General features: G+C 42.1%; 12 protein-coding genes and 1 pseudogene. 8 read left to right on the top strand and 5 right to left on the bottom strand.

What is annotated here, in order from left to right:
- Positions 1–2 precede the first annotated feature (2 nt).
- The 3 genes from ACXAD1_RS11950 (at position 3) to chbG (ending at position 2,595) form a co-directional block, all read left to right on the top strand.
- A complete protein-coding gene (locus ACXAD1_RS11950; RefSeq protein ID WP_206839456.1) occupies positions 3–317 on the top strand; it encodes a PTS sugar transporter subunit IIA in 315 nt (104 codons plus the stop codon).
- 13 nt (positions 318–330) lie between these two features.
- On the top strand, positions 331–1,653 hold the full coding sequence (locus ACXAD1_RS11945; protein ID WP_474910110.1) for a 6-phospho-beta-glucosidase: 1,323 nt from the start codon (positions 331–333) through the stop codon (positions 1,651–1,653).
- 243 nt (positions 1,654–1,896) lie between these two features.
- A complete protein-coding gene (chbG, locus tag ACXAD1_RS11940) occupies positions 1,897–2,595 on the top strand; it encodes a chitin disaccharide deacetylase (protein ID WP_370224856.1) in 699 nt (232 codons plus the stop codon).
- Between the two features lie 40 nt (positions 2,596–2,635).
- Here the strand turns inward: chbG and nagE are convergent, their stop codons facing one another.
- A complete protein-coding gene (gene nagE / locus ACXAD1_RS11935; protein ID WP_206839459.1) occupies positions 2,636–4,012 on the bottom strand; it encodes an N-acetylglucosamine-specific PTS transporter subunit IIBC in 1,377 nt (458 codons plus the stop codon).
- A 289-nt stretch (positions 4,013–4,301) separates the two neighbouring features.
- Between nagE and nagB the strand changes: the two genes are divergently transcribed.
- The 3 genes from nagB to ACXAD1_RS11920 are packed head-to-tail and all read left to right on the top strand — an operon-like array spanning position 4,302 to position 5,945.
- The gene (gene nagB, locus ACXAD1_RS11930) at positions 4,302–5,039 is read left to right on the top strand and encodes a glucosamine-6-phosphate deaminase (RefSeq protein ID WP_370224857.1); all 738 of its coding nucleotides are present in this window, start codon (positions 4,302–4,304) and stop codon (positions 5,037–5,039) included.
- A gap of 14 nt (positions 5,040–5,053) precedes the next feature.
- Complete coding sequence (locus ACXAD1_RS11925; RefSeq protein WP_474910109.1) at positions 5,054–5,791, top strand: SIS domain-containing protein; 738 nt, start codon at positions 5,054–5,056, stop codon at positions 5,789–5,791.
- A 4-nt stretch (positions 5,792–5,795) separates the two neighbouring features.
- On the top strand, positions 5,796–5,945 hold the full coding sequence (locus tag ACXAD1_RS11920) for an aspartyl-phosphate phosphatase Spo0E family protein (protein WP_312886177.1): 150 nt from the start codon (positions 5,796–5,798) through the stop codon (positions 5,943–5,945).
- 176 nt (positions 5,946–6,121) lie between these two features.
- Here the strand turns inward: ACXAD1_RS11920 and ACXAD1_RS11915 are convergent.
- The 4 genes and pseudogenes from ACXAD1_RS11915 to ACXAD1_RS11900 form a co-directional block, all read right to left on the bottom strand.
- A pseudogene (locus ACXAD1_RS11915) lies at positions 6,122–8,061 on the bottom strand (ABC transporter permease).
- Positions 8,051–8,812, bottom strand: coding sequence for an ABC transporter ATP-binding protein (locus tag ACXAD1_RS11910; protein ID WP_474910108.1), 762 nt, complete (start codon positions 8,810–8,812; stop codon positions 8,051–8,053). The pseudogene ACXAD1_RS11915 and the gene ACXAD1_RS11910 overlap by 11 nt, the downstream one beginning before the upstream one ends.
- Before the next feature lie 99 nt (positions 8,813–8,911).
- Positions 8,912–9,916: a sensor histidine kinase gene (locus tag ACXAD1_RS11905; protein WP_474910107.1), complete on the bottom strand. Its 1,005-nt coding sequence runs from the start codon at positions 9,914–9,916 to the stop codon at positions 8,912–8,914.
- Positions 9,909–10,604 (bottom strand): response regulator transcription factor, encoded by a 696-nt coding sequence (locus ACXAD1_RS11900; RefSeq protein WP_474910106.1) that lies wholly within the window; start codon positions 10,602–10,604, stop codon positions 9,909–9,911. The genes ACXAD1_RS11905 and ACXAD1_RS11900 overlap by 8 nt, the downstream gene beginning before the upstream one ends.
- Before the next feature lie 111 nt (positions 10,605–10,715).
- On the opposite strand from ACXAD1_RS11900, the gene ACXAD1_RS11895 reads away from it, so the two are divergent.
- Together ACXAD1_RS11895 and ACXAD1_RS11890 are read left to right on the top strand one after the other, a co-directional pair.
- A complete protein-coding gene (locus ACXAD1_RS11895) occupies positions 10,716–11,432 on the top strand; it encodes a sulfite exporter TauE/SafE family protein (protein ID WP_474910105.1) in 717 nt (238 codons plus the stop codon).
- Between the two features lie 78 nt (positions 11,433–11,510).
- Positions 11,511–11,978 (top strand): hypothetical protein, encoded by a 468-nt coding sequence (locus ACXAD1_RS11890; RefSeq protein WP_474910104.1) that lies wholly within the window; start codon positions 11,511–11,513, stop codon positions 11,976–11,978.
- The last annotated feature ends 4 nt before the right edge of the window (positions 11,979–11,982 follow it).

The following is an 11,982-nucleotide window of genomic DNA, read 5'->3' as shown; positions in this document are numbered from 1 at the left end:
GAATGGATAAAGAAAAGCTTTATCAAATATCATTTCAGCTTATTTTGCACAGCGGGAATGCCAGAAGTCTGGCAATGGAATCCATCCAGAAAGCAAAGGCCGGAAAGTTCGAAGCAGCGGAAGCAAAAATCCGGGAGGCAGAGGAGGAGTTTGTGCTGGCACACAGACATCAAACTGAGTTAATTCAGGGCGAGGCATCCGGGAATCAAATCGATCTGCCCATCATTCTTGTCCATGCCCAGGATCATTTGATGAATGCCCTGACTGTCAAAGACATGGCGCAGGAATTTATCGACTTATACAAGAAACTTAACTAAGAGAGGGTAACGAATGGCAAAGCAACCAGATAGTATAAAAATAGCTGTAATAGGCGGAGGTTCAAGCTATACACCTGAATTAATTGAAGGCTTTATTAAAAGACATCAGGAATTGCCTGTCAGGGAAATTTGGCTTGTTGATGTGGAGGAAGGAAGGAATAAGCTCGAGATAGTTGGCCAATTAGCGAAACGGATGGTTGAAAAAGCCGGGGTTCCCATACAGATTCAGCTTACATTAGATAGGAAAAAAGCGCTTACGAATGCCGATTTTGTTACAACCCAATTCCGTGTCGGGCTTTTGGATGCTAGAGCAAAAGACGAGCGAATTCCGCTGAAATATGGAGTCCTGGGCCAGGAAACGAATGGCCCGGGAGGATTTTTCAAGGCACTCAGAACGATTCCAGTCATTATGGAGATCTGCCGTGAAATGGAGGAATTGTGCCCCAATGCATGGCTCATCAATTTTACCAATCCCGCAGGAATGATAACAGAAGCAGTCCTGCGGTACAGCAATATCAAAAAAGTGGTTGGTTTATGCAACGTGCCGATTGGGATGGAGATGGGGGCAGCCCACTTATTGAACGTGGAACACAGCAGAGTAAGGATTGATTTTGCCGGACTTAATCACCTTGTCTACGGACTTGATGTCTATGCCGATGGAGTAAGCGTCAAGGAAAAGCTGCTGAAAATGCTTACGGACAAAGAACATTCGATCACGATGAAAAATATCCACGCAATGGGATGGGAACCGGAATTTCTGCAGGCATTAAATGTACTTCCTTGTCCTTACCATAATTATTATTATAAAACACGTGAAATGGTGGAAGAAGAAGTCAAGGCAGCATCAGAAGGCGGAACCCGGGCTGAAGTGGTTAAAAAGCTCGAGGAAGAGCTGTTCCAGTTATATCAGAATCCAGATCTTGCTGAAAAGCCTCCTCAGCTGGAAAAAAGGGGAGGGGCATACTATAGTGATGCAGCATGCAGGCTGATTCATTCGATATATACTGATAAAAGGGATATACAGCCGGTTAACACCCGGAATAATGGTGCCATTGCAGGCCTTCCGTCTGATTCAGCTGTTGAAGTCAGCTGCGTAATAACGAAGGATGGACCGAAGCCGATAGCGGTCGGTGAACTCCCGGTTGCAGTCAGAGGGCTGGTTCAATCTATTAAATCCTTTGAGAGGGTGACCATAGAAGCGGCCCTGAGTGGTGATTACAATACTGCTTTACTGGCACTGACAATCAATCCGCTGGTGGGTTCCGATAAAACAGCTAAAAAGATCCTTGATGAAATGCTCGAAGCCCATCGTGCCTATTTGCCGCAATTTCTATAATTCACGACGCAGCCAGGTCCCGAGATTGCAAAAAAGCAAATGGAAGACGCAAATGACGTAAATATCGGTGCAATAAAGAAACAGAACAGCGCAAAATGCAATCAGGTCCTAAGCAAGCGGAAGACGCAAATGAAGTAAATAAAGCGCAATAAAAAATGCGAACAGAGCAATTAAAGTAAAAATTGGCAGGGCAGCAGATCGTTTCGTGCTGCCTTGCAGCTATGCTACCGGAGGAAAATAACCATGATCAAACTCATCGTCAATGCTGATGATTTCGGCTATAGTCCCGGAGTTAACTATGGAATTTTGCACAGCCATCTATTTGGAATTGTTAATTCCGCCACCATGATGATGAACATGCCCGGAACAGAGCAGGCCCTGGCAATGGCCAGGCAATACCCGGGTTTACGAACTGGCGTCCATTTAGTCCTCACATGCGGGAAGCCGCTATTATCCGATTTAAAAACTTTAACGAATAAAGATGGATACTTCAGATCTCAGGCAGATTTGGACGGAATATCAGCAGAAGAGCTCGAGCTTGAGTGGTCTGCACAAATTGACCGTTTTATCGGGGCTGGCCTTCCGCCTTCCCATTTGGATAGCCATCACCACGTTCATACACGCGAAGAGTTTCTCCCAGTGGTTCAATACCTGTCCAAAAAATACGATCTCCCTTTCAGAGTAAATGGCGTGCAAGTGATTGAAGGGGTCAAAAGCTATTCTCACAGATGCTTATTCGATTTTTACGGAGATGGCATTCAGGAAGACTTTTTCAGCAGGCTGGCAGATAAGGCAGAAGACGGGGAAACAGTGGAAGTCATGTGCCATCCGGCATTTGCGGATCAATTGCTTATGGAGGGGTCTTCTTACAATTTAATGCGCATAAAGGAGCTGGAAATACTCTGCTCTGCAAAGCTTCCTCCTGATATTAAGCTGCTATAAGAAAAACAGTGTCCGGAAGGGGACACTGTTTTTTTTATCATTACTTCTTTATTTTCTTCATTTCATCTGCTACAAACTCTACATCTGTTCCAACAATGATCTGAAGGTTAGTCTTGCTTAATTTCATGATTCCTTTAGCACCATGTGCCTTCAGTGCACTTTCTTTAACTTTTTCCATATCAGCAATATTTAAGCGAAGACGTGTCGCACAGTTATCAATGGAAGTGATGTTGTCAGCACCGCCAATATCTTTGATAAAGTGGCTGGCCATGACTTCGTACTTGTTGCTGCCGGATGATACAGGTTCATCTTCATCTTCCACGATTTCTTCGTCCTCTTCACGGCCAGGCGTTTTCAGGTCTAGCGCTTTTATTAACGCGTAGAAGATAACGAAGTAAAGAACAGCGTAGATGACGCCAATTCCCAAAAGCAGCAGCGGCTTTTCAGCGATATTAAAGTTCAGGGCAAAATCGAGTGCGCCAGCTGAGAATGTGAAACCATCGCGGATGCCCAATAGAGAGGTAACCCACATGGAAACCCCGGTTAAGATGGCGTGCACTCCATATAGAAGCGGTGCAATAAACATAAATGAGAACTCGATTGGCTCTGTAATACCAGTCAGGAATGAAGTCAGCGCAAGACCGATGAACATTCCTGATACAGCTTTTCTTTTTTCAGGCTTGGCTGTTGCAATGATTGCAAATGCTGCAGCTGGAAGACCGAACATCATAACAGGGAAGAATCCAGTCATGTAAGCGCCTGCTGATGGGTCTCCGGCGAAGAAGCGGGCAATATCTCCATTTACTCCTTCAAATTCGCCAAACTGGAACCAGAATAAACTGTTCAATACGTGATGAAGACCCAATGGAATAAGCAGGCGGTTTAAGAATCCAAATAGACCTGATCCCAATGCGCCGAGACCAATAATCCAGTTGCCCAGTGAATCGATTGCACCCTGGATTGGAGGCCAGGCAAAACCTGCGATGGCAGCCAGAAGAATCATCGTTACGGAAGTAATAATCGGAACGAAGCGGCGGCCGCTGAAGAAACCGAGCCAATCCGGCAGTTTAATATCATGGAAGCGGTTATATAATAAACCAGCAATAATACCGGCAATAATCCCGCCCAGTACTCCCATATTTATATTTTCATCGATGGCAATTGCCCCTTCGGTTAATACAAGAAAACCGATGGCGCCTGAAAGGGCAGCTGCTCCATTATTGTCCTTCGCGAATCCCATCGCAACCCCGATGGCAAAAATAAGTGCCAGGTTGGCGAAAATGGCATTGCCGGCATTTGCGATAAACGGAATGCCCAATAAATCATCTTGTCCAAAGCGGAGCAGAAGACCGGCGGCAGGCAGGACGGCAATCGGAAGCATTAATGCTTTACCAATTCTTTGTAAGAATCCTAACATATTGATCTCTCCTTAATAAAAAATAATGAATAAGAAAGCGTTTTACTAAACTGTCGTAATCATACCAAAATATAAATATAGTTGTCTATACCATTTTGAAAGAAAAAATTCTAAAGAGAAGGATTTTCATTATTATGTTAAGACTTTTCTAACAATATAATTGGTATAGACAACTATACTTTACGGTGATACGATATTTAATATAAATGGGTTTATTTAATTACTATATTTTGCATTTAAACGTGCAAATATATTCTTATTCAGCTTTTTAAGCAAGGAGGAACTCATAATGGAGATTATTAAAGTAACCAGTTATGAAGAAATGAGTAAAGCTGCAGCAGATTATATCATCAGGAAGGTCCGAAAGCATCCTGAAGCCATACTGGGATTGGCAACCGGAAGCACTCCTGTCGGAACCTATAAAAGGCTGATTGAAGATCACCAGAGCAGCAAAACATCATATAAAGATGTGACAACTTTTAATCTGGATGAATATATTGGTCTTTCTGGGGAAAATCCGCAAAGCTACCGTTATTTTATGGATTCGGTACTGTTTAATCATCTGGACATCCAGAAGGAAAATACCTTTGTCCCCAACGGTACACATGAGGATTTGGAAGAAGAATGCCGTAATTATGAAAGTAAGCTGAAGAACCATGGCGGCATTGATCTGCAAATTTTAGGGATCGGCAATAATGGGCATATTGGCTTCAATGAGCCTGGAACGCCTTTTTCATCTAAAACTCATATTGTTGATTTAGCAGATTCTACTATTAAAGCCAATGCCAGGTTTTTTAGTACAATCGAAGAGGTGCCTACTCAAGCCATTACAATGGGCATCTCAACAATCATGCAAAGCAGGGAGATCCTTCTTCTTGCTTCAGGCGAAGCAAAAGCAGATGCCATTCAAAAGCTTCTTGGAAATGGTGTTCATGAACAATTCCCGGCATCCATCTTAAGAAATCATCCGAACGTGAAAGTGATTGCTGACGAAGCGGCTTTAAGTGCATCAAAAGTCTCGGTATAAATGGGGTAGTAGCAATGATTGCAAAATATCTGAATGAAATAAAAGAATTATTGACCATTTTGGAAAAAGAAGAAAGTCAAAAAATGAAAAATGCCGCCCAGGCTTTGGCTGAATGTATTCAAAGCAATGGAATTATTCATGTATTTGGATGCGGACACTCTCATATGCTTGGGGAAGAACTTTTTTACCGGGCAGGAGGCCTGGCCCCGATTAAGCCTATTTTTGCAGAGGATTTAATGCTTCATAAAGGAGCGGTCCGTTCCTCTTTAATGGAAAAACAAAATGATCTTGCGGGAAGCTTCATGGAGAGTGCTGATATCCGGCCTGGTGATGTTGTCATTGTAGCATCCACATCAGGACGGAATCCAGTCCCGATCGATGTAGCTGAAATTTCAAAAGAGAGTGGAGCATTCGTCATTGGGATTACATCCCCTCGTTATGCAAATTCACAATCCTCCCGGCACAAAAACGGAAAATACCTATATTCATCTGTGGATTTGGCGATCGACAATCATATAGAACCAGGGGACGCATTGATGGAGCATTCAGCTTTGGGGATCCGGTTTGGCTCCGCCTCATCTATTATTGGCTTTGCGATTGTAAACAGCCTGATGGCTGAAGCAGTGGAAGTGATGATTGAAAACGGGTTTGAACCGCCTATCTTTAAAAGCGGCAATGTAGACGGAGCAGAACAGCATAACCGCGAGCTGGTAAATAGGTATAAATCCCGAATTCCGCTGCTGGAAGGATAAGAAAGTGGACTTACTGAAGGCAATTGAACAAACCAGGCAGGCTATGATTGAATGCATACATTCAAGGGGGCTAACGGATGAAGAGACCTTAAAATTAAGCCGGGAACTGGATAAGTTAATTGTTGAATCACAGCTAATGAAAGTTATAAAATGAGGCAATTTGCAAATAAATCCAAAGAAATTGCAAACAAATCCGGTAATTAGCAAATAAACTTAGAAAATTTGCAAACAAACATTGGAAACTTGCAAAGAAGCTCTGGAAATCTGCAAATAAAACATAACTAAAATCAAAAACCGTTCAGGCAAGCATACCTGAACGGTTTTTCCGTTCTAAAGTGCATCTTTTATCACTTTTTTCGAATAAATCACAGACAAAATTCCGAAAATCGAATAAAGCACCGTGTAAAGCGCCATAACCAGGATCATCGGCATCCAAAGCTCGCTTCCGAAGAAGAACCACCCGGATTGTACGGCAAAGTAGCTGTGCAGAAGGCCGACGATAAGCGGAATTCCAAAGTTGAATGCCATTTTGGAACGAATCCCGCGCAGCAGGTCTCCCTGTGTAAAGCCAAGCTTCCGCAGAATTGTATAGTTTGGTTTTTCATCCTCACTCTGATCCATTTGTTTGAAATATAGAATGCAGCCTGAAGTGACCAGAAAGGTTAAGCCGAGAAAACCTACAATAAACATGATCAGTCCCATGTTCATTTTTTGCCTTGTGCTCATCTCTTCCTGGGAATCGGCTCTGCCGCTGAATTCCATCTCTTTGAAGAGTGTATTGGCTTTTTCCTTATCGCTTTCATTTTTCATATCCACTCCGATGAAAATCGAATCTTCATCCTGGATTTCAGGATTAAGGTCAGCTTTCAGCTCTTCATATACTTTCTCATCCACAATAGCAACCGGCAGCCCGCCTGATGTAAAATAAAACGGAAGAACAAAATCTTTTTTTAACCCTAAATAGTTTTGTTTAATCGTGTTTGTTTTTCCCAGGAACTCAAGTTCTCCTGAGTCTTTGAGCGTCATGAACTTCTGCAGTGCATCATTATATCCTGTAAGTACGGTTTCCTTTGGAGAAAGCTTAATGCCAGTTATGGATGTTTCGCTTACAACCGGCAAGATCATATTTGGTGAATCAAAATTCATTTCTTCCAGATTGACATCAAGAATGTCCTCCATATTAGCATCCACATGAAATAACTCAATACTTTTTTCCTTATATTCTAATCCCTCTTTTTGAAGGCTCCCGGTAAACTTCCCTGCATCTTCCTTGTCAGTGAATGAAAAGTGGGAGGGGAGGCTATCCCGGGCAGATTTTTCCGCTGAATAGTAAGAAATATAGCTTAATGACAGCAGCCCGATCGCTAGGGCGGACACAGTTGTAATAATCGTTAAAAGCAGTGCACTCGATTTCATGCGGAACATGATGGAGGACAATGAAAGCACTTCGTTAACATTCAGGTATCCATCTTTCCTTTTGCGGATCAGGCTGGCGATAAAGCTTACCGATCCTTTATAGAAAAGGTAGGTTCCAATGATAACGGAAGCAAGAATAACAACCATCGCGAGGAACAGTTCGTTCATGGATGTGAAATCCCCGCCAAATAAAAGGGAAGAGATATAATAGCCGGTTATGATCAGGGCTAAACCAAGTACGCCCAATATCATTTCCAAAATGGACAGCTTTTTGACTTTACCTTCTGCAATCGAAACCACCCTGAATAAAGATAGAATGGTTTGCCTTTTGATAAAAACAAAATTCATCAGCATGATGAAAATATAAATAACCGTAAAGACGATAACAGTCTGCAAAAGCGCCTCACTTGAAAAGTGCAATGATGCAATTCCTTCAACACCTGTCAATTTAAAAAGGACCATCAGTATTAATTTCGATACCGAAAAACCGATAAAGATCCCAATGATCAAGGAACCAAAATACAGCAGGAGATTTTCCAGGCTAAGCAGCCTGAAAATTTCATTTTTTGTCATTCCGATCAGCTGAAAAAGCCCGATTTCTTTGCTGCGCCTTTTGATAAAAATAGTGTTGGCGTACAGTAGAAAGATAGAAACAATAGCCACGAGCAGGATAGAGGCTGTTTTGATTGCTGCTGCCCCTTAATCGAGCCCTTTGCTTCAGTCATCGATGGGTCATATTGAAGGGTAACAAAGGCGAAATAGAGTGCGACACTGAAAATGAGTGCAAACACATAGAGATAATAATTTTTCAGATTCTTTTTCAGATTACGGAGGATGATCGTATTAATGCTCATGCTGCACACCGCCCAATACGCCTTGTGTTTTCATAATATCCTTGAAAAAAGGCTGTCTTGATTGATCACCCTTATTCAGCTGAGTATAAATTTGGCCATCCTTGATGAAAATAACCCGGCTGCAGAAGCTTGCCGCCACAGGATCATGAGTGACCATGATGATCGTTGCTTTCCTTTTCTGATTTAAGTCACTTAACTTATTTAATAAGTCTGATGCTGATTTCGAATCCAGCGCACCTGTTGGCTCATCCGCGAAAATGATGCTTGGTTCATGAATGAAAGCACGTGCTGCGGAAGTTCGCTGCTTTTGCCCGCCGGAAATTTCATTAGGGTATTTATCCTTTAACTCGAATATTCCGAGCTCACCCGCAACCTCTGCAAACTTTTCATCAGCTTCTTTTTTGGGTGTATTGCTGATGGAAAGGGGGAGAAGGATATTTTCCTTCACTGTCAATGTATCCAGGAGATTATATTCCTGAAAAATAAATCCGAGATGCTTCTTGCGGAACTGGGCGAGCTGCTTTTCCTTCAGTCTCGTCATTTCCTTTTCTTCAATCTTGATTTCTCCGCCGCTAACACTGTCAATAGACGAGAGTACATTGAGGAGCGTAGTCTTCCCTGAACCGGAAGAGCCCATAATGCTTACAAATTCACCCGTTTCAATTTTCAAATCAATTCCTTTTAATACTTCCTGCCTATTAAATTTATTGCCATAGCTTTTATGAATTTTTTTGGCTTCAAGTACAAACATGTGTAACCATCCTTTCTTTGATAGCTTAAGTATAGAAGGTTACGTCTATGTAATTCCTTCGATTGAACGAACAAACAGCAAAAGCATGTGACATTTTTGTCACATGCCTGTTATGCTGACGAAATCATTGCGGGTTGGGAAGACAAGTGTCATGATGGTGCCTTTGCCTATACAAGACTCCGCATGGATTTTAATTTTTAGCTGGTCTGCGGCTTTTTTGGCTAAATATAACCCCATGCCTGTTGCTGCGTTTTCATGGTGATTTGCAGTAGATGTGAACCCTTTCTCAAAGATTCGCGGCAAATCCCTCTGATCGATGCCTCTGCCAAAATCCTGAATCCTCAATGATATTTTACAGTCATGCTGGGAACTCGAAATCGAAATGTCTGATTTCTCACTATACTTTACAGCGTTGGTTAAAAGCTGGCGAATGATAAAGCTGAGCCATTTCGCGTCGCTCAGAGCTTCTGTTTCTTCCAATTCCATTTCAAAGCCAATGCCTTTTTGCATGCACCAGGACTGCAGAGATTTGATTTCACTGAATAGAATGTCTTCGAGATGAATCATCTCAATATACAAGTCATTTTCCATAGAAGGAATCCGCTTTTGATGCAGCTGCTGATCAAGAAGAAGGTGGATGCGAAGCCATTCATACGTCAGGGACGATTTAAGATCCTGATCCCCAATCCGGTCAATCATGAGATGCATGGCAGTCAAGGGTGTTTTTACTTCATGAATCCAGGACAGCAGTTCATCTTTTTCCTGCTCGAGAAGTGTCCAGTTCCGGGTAAACTCCTGTTTAAACCGTTCGGTTTGGCTGACCAGGCCCGACTCCACTATTTTTTCAAACGGGCTTTCAGACTCCGGTATGCTAGACAGATCTAAATTATCTTCCCGTTCGGCTACTTCTCTGTAAAATCGTGTTTCCTTTTGATAACGGAGAAAGATGAACCCAGTGAAAATGATGGCAGATAAAAAGGTGTAATATAGGAAGGGCTTTAGGGATATGGCCGAGTCCATATATACTACAAAGGCAGCAAGCAGCTGAAGGAAACCGAAAAGCAGTATCCAGCTTACCCTTTCCCTGATATATTTCCTAAACATGCGGGGCATCCTCTTCAATTGCCATGTATCCCTGGCCGACCTTTGTTTCGATCCCGGCGCCAAGCCCGATTTCATCAAGCTTCTTCCTGAGTCTATTAATATTGACCGTAAGAGTATTGTCACTAATGAATCGTTTGTCATCCCATAGGCTGTTAATGATATCATCCCTGCTGACAATTTGATTTTTTCTTTCTATCAGCAGCTTTAATATATAAATTTCATTTTTCGTTAATTCTATGCAGCCGCTCTCATTTGTAACGGTATTCTTTTCAAAATCAACCGCTGCACCGCACCAGGTCCTGAGGTTATTCTGAACGGCACTATAGTTATAGACACGTCTAAGTATTGCCTGTATTTTGGCAATCAGGACTTCGAAGTGGAAGGGCTTTTGGACAAAATCATCAGCGCCAAGCTGCATGGACATGACGATGTCTGTTGGGTGCTCCCGGGATGACAGGAAAATAATCGGCACATTCGAATGTGAACGAATCATCCGGCACCAATGAAACCCGTCGAACTTCGGAAGCTGGATATCGATAATGACCAAATCAGGCTGAATGCCGGCAAACTCCTTCATGACTCCACTGAAGTCCTGAATACCATGGACTTCGTAAGACCACTGGGAGAGACGGTCTTTGATTTCAGTAAAAAGGGAGGCATCATCCTCAATTAAAAGCACTTTAAACAATCAACTCACCACACTTTTGCATATTCCTTCCATTATTGTATAGGAAAAGCTAAAGTTGTGCCAGATTGTTTCCGGGCTGTGGTAAAATAGGGTAAAAAGCAGGTCTTGTACATGGAAATCTATTTCTTTATCCTTATTATTTTAATTGCATCCATTCTTCAGACAAGCACGGGATTTGGTTTCTCGATCCTGGCCACACCGTTCTTGCTGCTTCTTTTTGAACCTAGAGAAGCCATTCAAATCAATCTGATTTTATCTTTAATCATTTCTGCTGCTTTATTTTCAAAAATCAAGAAGGATACAGACTTTGGAGTTTTGAAAAGGTTCGCAATTGGAAGCGCAGCCGGACTGCCTGTTGGCATTGCCATTTTTTTATTTTTGGACATTTCCCGGCTGAAGTTAGCGGTCAGTTTCATTATTTTGATTTTAACGCTCCTTTTGATGGCGAATGTCCGTGTGAAAGAAACAAGCCGCAGGGATTATTCAGTGGGGGGATTGTCAGGAATAATGACAACAAGCATTGGCATGCCCGGCCCGCCTCTACTGTTATACTTTTCAGGAACTGATACCGAAAAAGAGCGGCTTAGAGGAACTACCTTGGCTTTTTACTTGTTTATCTACTCGGCCAGTCTGGTATTTCAGATAATCTTTGCAGGGACCAATAAGACGATTTGGCTTTCAAGCTTGTATGCTTTGCCGCTGGTCCTGCTGGGTCTATACCTGGGTCAAATTTTATTTGTTAAAATCAATCAGCGTTTTTTCAAGGTTTTTACATACATTATATTGATTTTGACTGGGGTTTACCTGCTGGTTGAGAGTGTGAGGTAGGAAGAGAGCATGAAAAAAGGCGGGGCTAATAAATAGTGCTGATTAGTATGAAGCAAATCACGAAAAGGGTGTCTGCTCTTGAGTAAAAATATGATCTTTTGGATCCTGTGCTTCCTGTTTTCATTCTTTGGTTTTTACCTTATAGAGCATCTTTTTACGGTAAGCCCGCATGTGGTTTCCGGCAATGGAAATTTAGGCATACTCGTGATTTTTCTTTTTACACCTGTCTTTATTTCCAGTTGGATCTATACTTTTAAGCTGGCAAAAGCAAAGATGGTGAAAGAGGGTAAAACCACAATAGGAATTCTGCTTTTTGCACTTGCCGGATGTGTGTTGCTGATGATTGTAATTATTGATTACACAAGTGAGCTGATCACTGCTCTTGGAGGAACACCTGATAACCCGGAATCAAGAATTTACCGTTTTGGCTGGTTCAATCAATACACAAATAGTCTTTACTTTAATGTATATACATTTTTCTTATCCCATTTCATTACCGTAATATTTGGCATCCTGTCAGCTATGAGGAGGATACAGACACATTAAAAAA

It is taken from the genome of Cytobacillus sp. ABV4_503 (assembly GCF_056158445.1).
This window is presented reverse-complemented; position numbering and strand designations above follow the sequence as displayed.